Annotated in this window: 12 protein-coding genes; 3 read left to right on the top strand and 9 right to left on the bottom strand. The window is 70.0% G+C overall.

Annotated elements, in window-relative coordinates; translation table 11 throughout:
• Window positions 1–94: 94 nt before the first annotated feature.
• Window positions 95–682 (top strand): DUF6114 domain-containing protein, encoded by a 588-nt coding sequence (locus ACZ7L0_RS39525; RefSeq protein WP_471247416.1) that lies wholly within the window; start codon window positions 95–97, stop codon window positions 680–682.
• The gene (locus ACZ7L0_RS39520) at window positions 672–2,027 is read left to right on the top strand and encodes a hypothetical protein (protein ID WP_471247415.1); all 1,356 of its coding nucleotides are present in this window, start codon (window positions 672–674) and stop codon (window positions 2,025–2,027) included. Before ACZ7L0_RS39525 ends, ACZ7L0_RS39520 begins: the two co-directional genes overlap by 11 nt.
• A gap of 99 nt (window positions 2,028–2,126) precedes the next feature.
• On the opposite strand, the gene pyk is transcribed toward ACZ7L0_RS39520, so the two are convergent.
• The 3 genes from pyk to pta form a co-directional block, all read right to left on the bottom strand.
• Window positions 2,127–3,554 (bottom strand): pyruvate kinase, encoded by a 1,428-nt coding sequence (gene pyk / locus ACZ7L0_RS39515; RefSeq protein ID WP_471247414.1) that lies wholly within the window; start codon window positions 3,552–3,554, stop codon window positions 2,127–2,129.
• Window positions 3,555–3,665: 111 nt separating this feature from the next.
• Complete coding sequence (locus ACZ7L0_RS39510) at window positions 3,666–4,871, bottom strand: acetate kinase (RefSeq protein ID WP_471247413.1); 1,206 nt, start codon at window positions 4,869–4,871, stop codon at window positions 3,666–3,668.
• The gene (pta, locus tag ACZ7L0_RS39505; protein WP_471247412.1) at window positions 4,868–6,958 is read right to left on the bottom strand and encodes a phosphate acetyltransferase; all 2,091 of its coding nucleotides are present in this window, start codon (window positions 6,956–6,958) and stop codon (window positions 4,868–4,870) included. The genes ACZ7L0_RS39510 and pta overlap by 4 nt, the downstream gene beginning before the upstream one ends.
• Window positions 6,959–7,150: 192 nt before the next feature.
• Between pta and ACZ7L0_RS39500 the strand changes: the two genes are divergently transcribed.
• Entirely contained in the window at window positions 7,151–8,176 is a 1,026-nt protein-coding gene (locus ACZ7L0_RS39500; protein ID WP_471247411.1) for an ATP-dependent 6-phosphofructokinase, read from the top strand.
• A gap of 30 nt (window positions 8,177–8,206) precedes the next feature.
• On the opposite strand, the gene ACZ7L0_RS39495 is transcribed toward ACZ7L0_RS39500, so the two are convergent.
• From ACZ7L0_RS39495 to ACZ7L0_RS39470, 6 genes are all read right to left on the bottom strand, one after another.
• On the bottom strand, window positions 8,207–8,827 hold the full coding sequence (locus ACZ7L0_RS39495; protein WP_471247410.1) for a helix-turn-helix domain-containing protein: 621 nt from the start codon (window positions 8,825–8,827) through the stop codon (window positions 8,207–8,209).
• A gap of 406 nt (window positions 8,828–9,233) precedes the next feature.
• Complete coding sequence (locus ACZ7L0_RS39490; RefSeq protein WP_471247409.1) at window positions 9,234–10,061, bottom strand: carbohydrate ABC transporter permease; 828 nt, start codon at window positions 10,059–10,061, stop codon at window positions 9,234–9,236.
• A gap of 1 nt (window position 10,062) precedes the next feature.
• On the bottom strand, window positions 10,063–10,923 hold the full coding sequence (locus ACZ7L0_RS39485) for a carbohydrate ABC transporter permease (RefSeq protein WP_471247408.1): 861 nt from the start codon (window positions 10,921–10,923) through the stop codon (window positions 10,063–10,065).
• Complete coding sequence (locus ACZ7L0_RS39480; protein WP_471247407.1) at window positions 10,920–12,293, bottom strand: extracellular solute-binding protein; 1,374 nt, start codon at window positions 12,291–12,293, stop codon at window positions 10,920–10,922. Before ACZ7L0_RS39480 ends, ACZ7L0_RS39485 begins: the two co-directional genes overlap by 4 nt.
• Before the next feature lie 118 nt (window positions 12,294–12,411).
• Window positions 12,412–13,125 carry a response regulator gene (locus ACZ7L0_RS39475; protein WP_471247406.1) on the bottom strand — a complete coding sequence of 238 codons (714 nt, stop codon included), beginning with the start codon at window positions 13,123–13,125 and terminating at the stop codon, window positions 12,412–12,414.
• Entirely contained in the window at window positions 13,122–14,759 is a 1,638-nt protein-coding gene (locus tag ACZ7L0_RS39470; protein ID WP_471247405.1) for a sensor histidine kinase, read from the bottom strand. The genes ACZ7L0_RS39475 and ACZ7L0_RS39470 overlap by 4 nt, the downstream gene beginning before the upstream one ends.
• Window positions 14,760–14,890: the final 131 nt, after the last annotated feature.

Raw genomic sequence — 14,890 nt, 5'->3', positions numbered from 1 at the left:
CCTCTGGTGCCCCCGCCCGTCCCCTTCCCTGCCGCGCTTTCACAGGCGGCACACATCACCACCACAGCAACGCCGCACCAGGGAGCTGTTTTCCATGAGCGCCGAGACCCCTGCCGCATCCGGCCAGTTCACCCGCAGGAGGCAGCAGTTCCGCGTCTGGCGGGGCTCGAGGCCGTTCTGGGCGGGTCTGTTCGTCCTGCTCGGCGGACTCCCCATCGCCTACTTCCCGTACGCGCACCTGCAGCTGGGCCATCTGACGCTGGCGATGTCCACCACCGCGGGCGCCGGGTCCCTGATCATCGGTGTGCTGCTCGTCGTCCTGGGCATCAGCCTCTGGTTCCAGAAGCACGTACGGGTCTTCGCGGGTGTCGCGGCGATCCTGCTGGCGCTGGTGTCCATCCCCGTCTCCAACCTCGGCGGCTTCCTTCTGGGCTTCATGCTCGCGCTGATCGGCGGGGCCATGGCCGTCTCCTGGGCGCCGGGCGCGGAGCCCGGGCCGCAGCTCGCCGAGCCGGGTGCCGCCGCGGGGCCGGACGACGCCCCCGAGACCGCGCCGCCCACCGCGGACGCGTTCGGGGCCGGAAACGGGGGCCCCTCCGAGCCCTTCGAGGCGCTGGGGAAGAACGACCTGTCAGGAACGAGCCCGGGCAACGGGGCGAACGGGAGGCACAGTGCCGGCTGACGAGGTGACCCACGGGACTGAGGTGGACGAGTCCCGTGTGAGAACCGGGCCGCGCCACGCGGCACCCAAGAAGCCGCTGTTCACCAGGTTCCAGATGCCGGCCGGCAAGGCGATAGCCACCGTGGCCATGCCGACCGCGGTCCTCATGGGCATGGGATTCACGTCCAGCCTCGCCCTCGCCGACAACAACTCCTCGCCGTCGCCGTCGGCTTCGTCGAAGAGCCTGACGGCCGACGAGTACAAGGACTGCGTCAAGGCCCTGGACTCCGAGGACTCCGAGGACGACTCCAAGGACTCCTCCGCGTCGCCGTCGCCGTCCGCCTCGCCGAGCGCGAGCGAGTCGGCCGACACGGGCACGCCCGACACCTCGTCCTCCGGCAGCGACGACTCGTCCGGCAAGCCCTCTTCGCCGGATTCAGGTTCCGACGACAAGGCCACGCCCACGCCGTCGGCGTCCTCGTCCTCCTCCTCGGAGGACAAGGACACCTCGTCCGGCGACACGGCCTCGCCGACCCCGTCGGCGTCCGAGAGCGGCGGCGACCTGCTCGACACCATCGGCGACACGATCGGTGACATCTTCACGGGCGGCGGTGACTCCGGCTCCTCGTCGAGCGCGAGCCCGGCCCCCACCCCCTCGGCGTCGTCCTCCGCGCCGTCCTCGTCGTCCTCCGGCGACACCAAGGACTCCGGCGGCTCCGACACCGTCAAGGAAACGGTCGACAAGACCACCAAGACGGTCGAGGACACCGTCAAGGACACCACCGACACGGCGTCCAAGGCGGCCGACGACACCACCAAGGCGGTCGAGAAGGCGGCCGAGGCGGCCTCCGCCTCGCCCAGCCCGTCATCGAGTCCGAGCACGTCCGCCGAGGACTGCCCGGTCGCCACGGACGACGAGGGCGGCGTCGACAACAAGGTGACGGTCGCTGACGACCCCTGGTACCTGAACGCCAGCTCGCTGACGCTGAAGGGCGCCGACTACCAGGGCATCGTCGAGGTGAAGACGGCCAACGGGACGAAGAAGAAGGTCCTGAAGTACGTCATCTCCGGCGGTACCGAGATCGGCGACCTGCACCAGACGGTGCAGGACAAGCAGTCGGGCAAGACCTACCACGTGCAGGCGGCCAAGGGATCGAAGTCGGAGATCACCGGCGGCACGACCACGATGTACACCGAGAGCATCTCGGGCAACCTGCTGGGCCTGATCCACGTGACGTTCAGCCCCGACAGCCCGCCGCCGCTGAACATCCCGTTGATCTACATGACCGACGTCAAGGTGGTCCAGGCGGCTCAGTTCGGCGGCAACCTGCACATCCCCGGGATGCACGTGTACACCACCGACTGAGCGGCCGCACAGACCCGTTCGGGAGCCGCGCACAATCTGAGGGCGCCCCCTGGCCACAGGGGGCGCCCTCAGCGCCGTACAAGCCCCTTGGCGGGGCGGTCAGTTGCCGTCGCCGCCGAGGTGGTGGACGCGGACCATGTTGGTGGTGCCGGGGACGCCGGGGGGCGAGCCGGCGGTGATGATGACGATCTCGCCCGGGTTGAAGCGGTTGAGCTTGGTGATCTCCTGGTCCACCAGGTCGACCATCTCGTCGGTGCTGTTCACGAACGGCACGACGTGCGACTCCACGCCCCAGCTGAGCGCCAGCTGGTTGCGGGTGCCCTCGTCGGTGGTGAAGGCGATGATCGGCTGGGCCGCGCGGTAGCGCGAGAGGCGGCGGGCGGTGTCGCCGGACTGGGTGAAGGCGACCAGGCCCCGGCCGCCGAGGAAGTCCGCGATCTCACAGGCGGCACGGGCGACCGAACCGCCCTGCGTACGCGGCTTCTTGCCCGGGACCAGCGGCTGCAGGCCCTTGGAGAGCAGCTCCTGCTCGGCCGCGGCGACGATCTTCGACATCGTCTTGACGGTCTCGATCGGGTACGCGCCCACGCTCGACTCGGCGGACAGCATGACCGCGTCGGCGCCGTCCAGGATCGCGTTGGCCACGTCGGAGGCCTCGGCGCGGGTCGGCCGGGAGTTGGTGATCATCGACTCCATCATCTGGGTCGCCACGATCACCGGCTTGGCGTTGCGCCGGCACAGCTCGATCAGGCGCTTCTGCACCATGGGGACCTTTTCGAGCGGATACTCGACGGCGAGGTCACCACGGGCGACCATCACGCCGTCGAACGCCATCACGACGTCCTCCATGTTCTCCACCGCCTGCGGCTTCTCCACCTTGGCGATGACCGGGACGCGGCGGCCCTCCTCGTCCATCACGCGGTGGACGTCGTGGACGTCCTTGGCGTCCCGCACGAAGGACAGCGCGACCAGGTCGCAGCCCATGCGCAGCGCGAACCGCAGGTCCTCGATGTCCTTCTCGCTCAGCGCGGGCACGTTCACGGCCGTGCCGGGCAGGTTGATGCCCTTGTGGTCGGAGACCACGCCGCCCTCGATGACGATCGTCCGCACCCGGGGACCCTCGACGTCCAGCACCTTCAGCTCGACGTTGCCGTCGTTGATCAGGACCTGGTCGCCGCGCGAGACGTCGCCCGGCAGGCCCTTGTAGGTCGTACCGCAGACGTGCTTGTCGCCCGGGACGTCCTCGGTGGTGATGACGAACTCGTCACCGCGTTCGAGCTCGACCGGACCCTCGGCGAAGGTCTCCAGACGGATCTTCGGGCCCTGGAGGTCGGCGAGGACGCCGATGGCGCGGCCCGTCTCCTTGGACGCGGCCCGGACGCGGTCGTACCGCGCCTGGTGCTCGGCGTGAGTGCCGTGGCTGAAGTTGAACCGGGCCACGTTCATGCCGGCCTCGATCATGGAGACGAGCATCTCGTGGGAGTCGACCGCGGGGCCGAGAGTACAGACGATTTTCGAACGGCGCATGGGGCGATCCTATCGGTTTGTTTCGCTACGGAATATTCCGTCTGGTGGAAGATACAAATGCGCGGCTCCGCGCTCAGGCGTGTTACCGCCGTGTATTACTCGGCTGTTCACTCAGCCGTTCTTCTCGACCAGTGCGTAGGTCTGTGTCGCGATCTCCAGTTCCTCGTCGGTCGGCACGACGGCGACGGCCACCCGCGCGTACTCCGGCGAGATCAGCCGCGGCTGGTCACCGCGCACGGCGTTCAGCTCCTCGTCGACCACCAGGCCCAGCTCCTCCAGGCCCGCGACGGCAGCTTCCCGCACGGGGCTCGCGTTTTCCCCGACTCCCGCTGTGAAGGCGACCGCGTCCACCCGCCCCAGCACCGCGTAATAGGCGCCTATGTACTTCTTCAAGCGGTGAATGTAGATGTCGAAGGCGAGTCGTGCCTGTTCGTCGCCCTCGTCGATCCGGCGGCGGATCTCCCGCATGTCGTTGTCACCGCACAGTCCGATCAGACCGCTCTTCTTGTTGAGAAGAGTGTCGATCTCGTCGGCGGACATTCCCCCAACACGCATCAAATGGAAGATGACGGCCGGGTCCATGTCTCCGGAGCGCGTACCCATCACCAGCCCCTCCAAAGGCGTCAGCCCCATGGAGGTGTCCACACACCTGCCGCCCCGTACGGCCGAGGCGGACGCCCCGTTGCCCAGGTGCAGCACGATGATGTTCACCTCCTCCGGCGCCCTGCCCAGCAGTTCGGCGGTGGCCCGGGCGACGTACGCGTGCGAGGTGCCGTGGAAGCCGTAGCGCCGGACGCGGTGCTCGTCGGCGGTCTTGACGTCGATCGCGTAGCGGGCCGCCGACTCCGGCATGGTGGTGTGGAAGGCGGTGTCGAACACCGCGACCTGGGGCAGGTCCGGCCGCAGCGCCCGGGCAGTGCGGATGCCCGTCAGGTTGGCCGGGTTGTGCAGCGGCGCCACGGGTATCAGGCGCTCGATCTCGGCGAGCACGGCGTCGTCGATCACGGTCGGCTCGGTGAAGGACTTCCCGCCGTGCACCACCCGGTGGCCGATCGCGGCCAGTTCGGGCGAGTCCAGGCCCAGGCCGTCCTTCGCCAGTTCCCCCGCCACGGCCTTCAGCGCGGCGTCGTGGTCGGCGATCGGCCCGGTCCACTCACGGGGCTCCCCGCCGCCCGGGCTGTGCCGGACCCGCGAGGACTGCTCGCCGATGCGCTCGACGAGGCCCGCCGCCAGCCGGATCTTGTCGTGCATGTCCAGCAGCTGGTACTTCACCGAGGACGAGCCGGAGTTGAGGACGAGGACGCGGGTGGGGCTCACTGGGCGGTTGCCTTCTCGTTCGGGGACTGGGCCTGTATCGCCGTGATGGCGACGGTGTTGACGATGTCCTGGACGAGCGCGCCCCGGGACAGGTCGTTGACCGGCTTGCGCAGGCCCTGCAGCACCGGGCCGACGGCGATGGCGCCGGCCGAGCGCTGCACGGCCTTGTAGGTGTTGTTGCCGGTGTTGAGGTCGGGGAAGATCAGCACGCTGGCCTGTCCCGCGACCTCGGATCCGGGCAGCTTGGTGGCGGCGACGGAGGGCTCCACGGCGGCGTCGTACTGGATCGGCCCCTCGATCTTCAGGTCCGGCCGCCGGGTGCGGGCCAGCTCGGTCGCCTCGCGCACCTTGTCCACGTCGGCGCCCGAACCGGAGGTGCCGGTGGAGTACGACAGCATCGCGATCCGCGGTTCCACGCCGAACTGCTGTGCGGTGACGGCGGACTGGACGGCGATGTCGGCCAGCTGCTCGGCGTCGGGGTCGGGGTTGACCGCGCAGTCGCCGTAGACCAGCACCTTGTCGGCGAGGCACATGAAGAAGACCGAGGAGACGATGGACGACTCCGGCCTGGTCTTGATGATCTCGAAGGCGGGCCGGATGGTGGCGGCCGTGGAGTGCACGGAACCCGACACCATGCCGTCGGCGAGCCCCTCCTGGACCATCAGCGTGCCGAAGTAGTTGACGTCGGAGACCACGTCGTACGCCAGCTCCACCGTCACGCCCTTGTGGGCGCGCAGCAGGGCGTACTGCTCGGCGAAGGCGTCCCGCAGCTCGGAGGTGGCCGGGTCGATCACCTGGGTGTCGCCGAGGTCGATACCGAGGTCGGCGGCCTTCTTGCGGATCTGCTCGACCGGGCCCAGCAGGGTCAGGTCGCACACGTTCCGGCGCAGCAGCACCTCGGCGGCGTGCAGTACGCGCTCCTCGGTGCCCTCCGGCAGCACCACCCGCCGCTTGTCGGAGCGGGCCTGTTCGAGCAGTTTGTGCTCGAACATCATCGGGGTGAGCCGGTCGCCGCTGGGCGCGGAGACCTGCTTGGCCAGCTCCGCCGTGTCGGTGTACCGCTCGAACAGGCCGAGCGCGGTCTCCGCCTTGCGCGGGGTGGCCGCGTTCAGCTTGCCCTCCAGGGAGAACAGCTGCTCGGCCGTGGGGAAGCTGTTGCCGGCCACGGACAGCACCGGGGTCCCGGGGGCCAGACGGGCGGCGAGGGTGAGGATCTCGTCGGTGGGCCGCTCGTTCAGGGTGAGCAGCACGCCGGCTATCGGCGGGGTGCCGGCGCTGTGCGCCGCCAGCGAGCCGACGACCAGGTCGGCCCGGTCGCCCGGGGTGACCACCAGGCAGCCCGGGGTCAGCGCGCCGAGGAAGTTCGGCAGCATCGCGCCGCCGAAGACGAAGCCCAGCGCGTCCCGGGCCAGCCCCGAGTCGTCCCCGAGCAGCACCTTGGCACCGAGGGCCTGCCCGATCTGGGAGACCGTCGGCGCGGACAGCGCGGGCTCGTCCGGGATGACGTAGCAGGGCACCGGCAGCCGGGAGACGAGCCGCTCGGCGATCTCGTCCCGGTCCTCGCGGGTCACCCGGTTGGCGACCATCGCCAGCACGTCGCAGCCCAGCCCCTCGTACGCCCGGTAGGCGTTGCGCGTCTCCGCCAGCACCGACTCGGCGGGCTGTTTGCGCCCGCCCACCACGGCGATCACGGACGCGCCGAACTCGTTCGCCAGCCGGGCGTTGAGGGACAGCTCGTCCGGGAGCTGGGTGTCGGCGTAGTCGGTGCCGAGGACGAGGACGACGTCGTACTCGCGGGCGACCAGGTGGAAGCGTTCGACGAGGGTGGACACCAGTTCGTCCGCGCCCTGTTCCGCCTGGAGCGCGGACGCCTCGTGGTAGTCCATGCCGTAGACGGTCGCCGGGTCCTGGGACAGCCGGTACCGGGCGCGGAGCAGCTCGAACAGCCGGTCCGGGCTGTGGTGGACGAGCGGCCGGAACACACCCACCCGGTCGACCTGCCGGGTCAGCAGCTCCATGACTCCCAGCTCGACGACCTGGCGGCCGTCACCGCGGTCGATCCCGGTCACGTACACGCTGCGCGTCACGCGTACTCTCCGTTCCGTCTCTCGAGGGCAGAAGGGGTGGCACAAAAATCGCCCACCGAGGTGAGCAGAACCCTCTTGACAATACCTCTGGCGATAGATAAGGCGCCCGTCAAGCTTCGACCGCCGCCCGGGCGACGTGAAACAATCGGACTGGCTGGACCGGTACCCACAGCGAGCAGGAGACACAGCACGATGCGCATCGGAGTTCTCACCGCAGGCGGCGACTGCCCCGGCCTGAACGCCGTGATCCGGTCGGTCGTGCACCGGGCGGTCGCGCAGTACGGGGACGAGGTGATCGGCTTCGAGGACGGTTACCGGGGCCTGCTCGACGGGCACTACCGCTCCCTCGACCTGGACGCGGTCAGCGGCATCCTGGCCCGCGGCGGCACCATCCTCGGCTCCTCCCGCCTGGAGCGCGACCGGCTGCGCGAGGCCTGCGAGCGGGCCACCGACATGGTCGGCGAGTTCGGCATCGACGCCCTGATCCCGATCGGCGGCGAGGGCACGCTGACGGCGGCGCGCATGCTGTCCGACGCGGGCCTGCCGGTGGTCGGCGTCCCGAAGACGATCGACAACGACATCTCCTCCACCGACCGCACCTTCGGCTTCGACACCGCGGTCGGTGTCGCGACGGAGGCCATGGACCGGCTGAAGACGACGGCCGAGTCCCACCAGCGCGTGATGGTCGTCGAGGTCATGGGCCGCCACGCCGGCTGGATCGCCCTGGAGTCCGGTATGGCGGCCGGCGCGCACGGCATCTGCCTGCCCGAGCGTCCCTTCGACCCGGCCCACCTGGTCAAGATGGTCGAGGAGCGGTTCGCCCGCGGCAAGAAGTTCGCTGTCGTCTGCGTCGCCGAGGGCGCCCACCCCGCCGAGGGCACCATGGACTACAGCAAGGGCGAGATCGACCAGTTCGGTCACGAGCGCTTCCAGGGCATCGGCACGGCGCTGGCGTACGAACTGGAGCGCCGCCTCGGCAAGGAGGCCAAGCCGGTCATCCTCGGCCACGTCCAGCGCGGCGGCAGCCCGACCGCGTACGACCGCGTCCTCGCCACCCGCTTCGGCTGGCACGCGGTGGAGGCCGCCCACCGCGGCGAGTTCGGCAGGATGACCGCCCTGCGCGGGACGGACATCGTGATGGTGCCGCTCGCGGAGGCGGTGACGGAGCTGAAGACGGTGCCGAGGAGCCGGATGGACGAGGCGGAGTCGGTCTTCTAGGCGCAGCCGGAGCCCTGCGCCGGACAGCGCCTAGGCGGTGCGCCGGCGGACCGCCGTCCAGAAGTGCTCGACGATCCGGTCCACGAAGTCACGGCCGCCGTCGTCGGCGCGCTCGCCTGCTCCCCAGCTCGGCGTGGCCGCCCTCTGCCTCTGGTAGTCCCGGTGCAGCTCCTGGAGCGTGGCGACCAGGAGCCGCCGGTCCAGCGGGACCACGCGGCTCACCGGCCGGACACAGCCCTGCCACCGTGTGGTGACCGCGCTGCGCAACAGCGCGGCCAGCTTCGGCTCCCGCCCGGCGACGGTGATGAAGTCGGGCAGGGACAGCGCGAGCAGGTCGGCGAGGACGGCGGACTGCCGGTCGGTGCCGCGCCACTCGTCGTTCTCCTCCATGCGCAGATAGGCGAGGAGCTCCAGCCCTACGGCGAGCGCGACGTCCTCGGCGGCGAGCCTGCGCGCGATCCGGTGCTCCCGCAGCGTCCTCGGCCTGCCGATGAGCTCCCCCGGCGAACACCACAGCACCCCCGCGAGTGCCGTGAGCTCCGGGCCGCTGGGGGAGGCGATCCCGCGCTCCCAGTCCGCTACGTGGTCCGGGGTGACATACGGCAGCCCGTACGAGGCCCGCATGCCGTAGGCGACATGCTCGGGTCCCATACCGAGAGCGGTACGGAGTCTTCGGGCGGCGGGGGCGTCGAACGGCGGGCTTGCCTGGTTCGTTCGGTCTGAGGGACTGCGCACGCGGCACAACGTAGGGCGAGGCGGTGTGCCGTGACTACGGGCTGTTCGGCCAGGATCACACAGTGTGGGAACGGGCGGTTCCGGCCCGATGGCGGGGCTGGCTGGAATTGATCGTTCCGGTGGTGTGCGACGGGTGAACGGCAAGGTAAGGCGGCATATGCGCGAGCCGCACCCCGCGCCCGCCGGGGCGTCCGGGCAGGGTATGTGCGCACCGCATCTACCCGGTCACGGTCTGCGATAGGGGTGGAAACCGGCGGCGCGATCTGTACGTTCGCCGGGCCGGGCGGAGGAGGCGATCGAGCCCGCGTACGGGCCCCTGCCCTCACCCCTTGACCGCCCCGCCCAACGCGAACCCCCCACCCACCCGCCGGGCCACCAGCACGTACAACAGGATCACCGGCGTCGAGTAGACGACCGAGAACGCCGCCAGCTGCCCGTAGACCACCATCCCCCGATTCCCGAAGAACTCGTTGATGCTCACGGACGCGGGCATCTGCTCAGGCGTGAGCAGCAGCATGAACGGAACGAAGAAGTTCCCCCACATCATCACGAACGAGAACACGGTCACCACGGCCACCCCCGGCCCCATCAGCGGCAGCACGATCCGCACCAGCGACTGAAGGGAGCCCGCGCCGTCCGTCCACGCTGCCTCCTCCAGCTCCTTCGGCACGCCGTCCATGAAGTTCTTCATCAGCCAGACGGCGAACGGCAGTTGGGACGCCGCGAAGAACAGGATGGTGCCCTGGGTGGTGTCGATGAGGTTCACCCGTACGAACAGCGCGTACACCGGAACCATGATCGCGGTGATCGGCAGACTCGTCGCGAAGAGGATCGTCAGCAGGAACGGGCGGTTCAGCCGCGACCGGTACCGCGACAGCGGATACGCCGCGAGCGCCGCGCACACCACCGTGAGCAGCGTCCCGCCGCCGCACAGGATCAGGCTGTTGAGCAGGGGCGTGAAGGTGATGTCCGGCTTCAGTACGGTGTCGAAGTTGTCCAGGGTGACACCGTCCGGCACCTTCACCCGGAGGTCCGCGCGGGCGTCCAGGGCGGACAGGGCCACCCACGCCAGCGGAAGCGCGAAGGCGGCGGCCACGGTCAGCAGACCCGCGTCGGCGGCCAGGCGGCGGGACGTACGACGACGGGACATCTCAGACCTCCGCCCGCAGCAGCCGCAGGTACACGACGGAGAACAGGGAGCCGACGACGAGGAGGAGCAGGGCCACCGCCGTGCCATAGCCGATCATGCTCTTCTGGAACGCCTGTTCGTACATGAACAGGGGGAGGGTCTGGCTGCGGTCACCCGGCCCGCCTCTCGTCATCACCCAGATCAGGCCGAACACGGAGAGGGTCTGCAGGGTGTTGAGCATCAGGTTCGTACCGATGGAGCGGCGGATCATCGGCAGCGTGATGTGCCACAAACGGCGCCAGCCGCCCGCGCCGTCGACCTCGGCGGCCTCCGTGATCTCCTGGGGGATCTCGTTCAGCGCCGCGGAGTAGACCAGCATCGAGAAGGCCGTGCCCCGCCACACGTTCGCGAACGACACCGCCAGAATCGGGAGCGTGAACAGCCAGTTCTGAGAGGGGAGATGGAGCCGGTCGAGGACGGCGTTGAGCGTGCCCTCCCGCCGGAAGAAGGCGTAGAGCAGGAAGCCCGCCACCACCTCCGGCAGCACCCACGCCGTGATCACCACCCCGCCGGTCAGCGTGCGGACGGGCTTCGACGCGCGCCGCATCAGCGCCGCCAGGGCCAGGCCCAGGGTGTTCTGGCCGACGAGGGACGACAGGACGGTGAAGACGAGGGTCAGCCATACGGCGTTGCGGAACGCCTCGTCCCCGAAAGCCGTACGGAAGTTGTCGAAGCCCACGAAGGAGGCGTGCGCCTGGCCGGTGAGCTGGAGGTCGGTGAAGGCGATGTAGGCGCAGTAGGCGATCGGGCCGGCGAGGAAGAGGATCAGGAGGGCGAGAGCGGGGGCCACCGGCAGCGCCCGCAGGAGGCGACGCGGGATCACTTGCGGATCACTTGGTCGTCCGTCACCTGCTTGAGCTCGTCGTCGTACCCGCTCGCCGCCTCGGCGACGGAGGCGTCACCGGTGGTCACGCTCTCCATCGCCTCCTGGACGGCGGTGGAGACCTTCGGGTAGGCCGGGTAGGCGGGCCGGTAGTGGGTGCTCGCGACGAGATCCGTGAAGAACTCGATGCCGGGCTGGGCGGTGGCGTACGAGGGGTCGTTCGCGACGTCCTCGCGGACCGCGATGCCGGAGTTGGCGATGTACCACTTCTTGGCGTTCGCTGTCGTCTGCATCGTCTTGATGAAGTCGAAGGCGAGGTCCGGGTGGGCCGCCTTGGCGGGGACGGCCCAGGTCCAGCCGCCGGACATGCTCACCCTGCCGGGGGCCTGGCCGTGCTGGGTGGGCATGGCGGCGAGGCCCAGCCGCTCGGACCAGTCGGGCCAGGCGTGCCCGCTGCCGGGGAGCCAGTCCTGCGGGAGCCAGGAGCCGTCGAGGTCGATGCCGAGCCTGCCCTGGGGGAGGAGTTCACCGCGGACGCGGGTGCTGAAGTTGGGGTCGAGGGCGTCGGACACCTCGGGGCCGAGCTTCTCCCGGTAGACGGTCTCCACGAAGGTGAGGGCGTCCTTGAAACCCTTGCTGCCGGAGATCCACTTCTTGGCCGTCCGGTCGTACAGGGGGTCCGATTTGCCGTCGTTGGTGCCGTAGAGCAGCATCTCGAAGCTCTGCATGGTGGCGGCTTCGCCGGCGGGCTTGCCGGTGTAGACGTTGATCGGGGTGACGCCGGGGACCTTCCGCTTGATGGTGCGGGCGGCGGTGAGGATGTCCTCCCAGGTCTTCGGCTGCCAGTCCGCGGGGAGACCGGCCCGCGCGAACACCCGCTTGTCGAACCAGAGTCCGCGGGTGTCGGTGCCGTCCGGGACGCCGTACGTCTTCCCGTCCTCGCCCCTCGCCGCGGACTTCGCCGTGTCGATGAACCGCTCCCAGTCCTTCCACTTGGCGAGGTACGGGTCCAGAGGCCTCAAGTAGCCGCTGGTGATGTCCGAGTTGATGAGGAAGGTGTCCTCGTAGACCAGGTCCGGCGCGGTTCTCGGCGAGCGGAGCATCTGCTGGAGCTTGGTGTAGTACTCCGAGTCCGGGGCCTTGATGGGGACGAGCCGGACCTTCTTGCCGGGGTACCGCTTCTCGAACTGCTTCTTGATGTCGGCGAGGTAGGTGTCCATCACCTTGACGGAGTTGTCCGTCGACTGCTTGAAGGAGACCTTGAGCGTGTTCGCGCTGCTACCGGATCCGCCGCCGCAGGCGGTGAGGGCGGTTGCGGCGAGGGTGGCGGTGAGGAGGGCGGTTAAGACGGCGGTGGGGCGCACGGGCATGACCTCCTGCGGACGCACTTCGTCGTGGCGCGGGGATGGCTGCCGTGTGAAGGTAAGAGGAGTGGTCTAGTCAGGTCAATGCGTCTGCGGCGGATCGGGCTTCGGCGGCAGCGCCGGCTCACCGCCCCCGCTGCTCCACCCCACTCACCCACCGGTACACCAGCTCAGGCCTTCCCACCTGCCCGTACACCGGCTTCCGCTCGGCCCGGCCCCCGTCCACCAGATGCTCCAGATACCGCCGGGCGGTGATCCGGGAAATCCCCACCGCCTCCGCGACCCCCGCCGCGGTCAGCCCCTCCGAAACCTCGCGCAGCGCCCCCGTGACCCGCTCCAGGGTGGGGCCGCTCAGCCCCTTCGGAAGCGCCGCGGGGCCGGGCGCGCGCAGGGTGGCCAGTGCGCGGTCCACCTCGTCCTGGCCGCTCGCCTCGCCGACCGCCGCGTGGAACTCGGCGTAGCGCATCAGCCGGTCCCGCAGCGTGGCGAAGGTGAACGGCTTCAGAACGTATTGCACGACGCCCAGCGAGACCCCCTCCCGCACGACCGTCAGATCCCGTGCCGAGGTCACCGCTATCACGTCGGCGTGGTACCCGGCGGCCCGCAGGGACCGCGCGAGCTGCAGCCCGTGCACATCGGGGAGGTGGAGGTCGAGCAGCAGCAGGTCCACCGCCGTACGGTCCAGCAGGCGCCGCGCCTCCGCCCCGGTGTGCGCCTTGCCGACCGCCACGAACCCCGGCACCCGCCCGACGTACATCACGTGGGCGTCGGCCGCGACGGGGTCGTCCTCCACGACCAGAACGCGGATGGGCTGCCCCGCCGCCCCGGCCGCCGTCATGCGTCACCTCTCAGTGCCGCGTCCCCGGTGACCGCGCCCGCCAACGGCAACCGCACCTCGAACTGCGCCCCGCCTCCGGCCGCCTCGCTCACCGACAGCGTCCCTTCGTGTCGTGTGACCGCCTGCCGCACCAGCGCGAGCCCGAGCCCGCGCCCGTCCGGTCCGGCCGGCTTGGTGGAGAAGCCCCGCTGGAACACCAGCTCGGCATGGCCGGGGTCCACCCCGGAACCCGTGTCCGCGACCCGCATCACCAGTTCGGTGCCTTCCGTGTACGCGGTCACGGTCACCCGGGCCCGCACGCTTCCCTGTGCCGCGTCCACGGCGTTGTCGATGAGATTGCCGAGGATGGTCACCAGGTCGCGGGCCGAGAGGCTCTCCGGGAGCAGGCCGTCGTCCAGGCGGCTGTCCTCGGAGACCACCAGTTCCACGCCCCGCTCGTTGGCCTGGGCCGTCTTGCCCAGCAGCAGCGCCGCCAGCACCGGCTCGCTCACGGCCGCGACCACCTGGTCGGTCAGGGCCTGGGCCAGTTCGAGCTCGGCCGTGGCGAAGTCCACCGCCTCCTCGGACCGGTCCAGCTCGATCAGCGACACCACCGTGTGAAGGCGGTTGGCCGCCTCGTGCGCCTGTGAGCGCAGCGCCTGCGTGAAGCCCCGCTCCGAGTCCAGCTCGCCCATCAGCGACTGGAGCTCGGTCACGTCGCGCAGGGTCACGACCGTGCCCCGGCGCTCACCGCCGGACACCGGCGAGGTGTTCACCACCAGGACCCGCGAGGACGTCAGGTGCACCTCGTCCACCCGCGGCTCCGACGCCAGGAGGGCACCCGTCAGCGGCGCGGGCAGGCCGAGGTCGGCCACCGAGCGGCCCACCACCTCGTCCTCCGGGCCGACCCCCAGCAGCTCCCGCCCCCCGTCGTTGATCAGCGCCACCCGGTACTGCCCGTCCAGCATCAGCAGCCCCTCGCGCACCGCGTGCAGCGCGGCCTGGTGGTAGTCGTGCACATGGCTGAGCTCGGTGGCGTTCATGCCGTGGGTGTGGCGGCGCAGGCGCGCGTTGATGACGTAGGTGCCGATGGCGCCCAGGGCCAGGGCGACCCCCGCGACGCCGACCAGCGCCGTCACCTGGCGCTCCACCCGCCGACTGATCGCCTCCACCCGGATGCCGGCGCTGACCAGGCCGATGACCCTGCCGTTCTCCTCCACCGGCGTCACCGTGCGGACCGAGGCGCCGAGGGTGCCGGTGAAGGTCTCGGTGTAGGTGTGGCCCTGCTGGGCGGCGGTGATGTGGCCCAGGTAGCGCTTGCCGATCTCGTCCTTGTCCGGGTGGGTCCAGCGGATCCCGTCCGGATTCATGATCGTGACGAAGTCGACCTGGGTGTCGCGCATGACCCGCAGGGCGTACGGCTGGAGCTGCCCCGAGGGGTTGGAGGTGTGGATCGCGGCCCGTACGGAAGGCGCGTCGGCGATCGAACGGGCCACCGCCGTGGCCTGGCCGGTCGCCGCCTCCTTGGCCTGTTCGCGGTCGTTGACGTACGTGAACAGCGCATATCCGGCCACGACGACCGCTATCAGCACGGCCTGCATGCCGAACAACTGGCCGGCCAGGCTGCGAGGTCGCCAGATGGCTGGAATACGCATGTCGTCAGTCTGCCTCCGGATAAGTGTGAACTAAATGAACGGAAGGGTGACCGCCCTCACAAGGGCGGGAGATGCTCACGGCATTCCCCCATAACGCCCGGACGTGAGCCGCACGCCGGTGTTAGCCGACG

It is taken from the genome of Streptomyces sp. NPDC039424, assembly GCF_055639495.1.
Note: the sequence above shows the minus strand (reverse complement) of the source record. Positions and strands in the feature narration are given on the sequence as shown.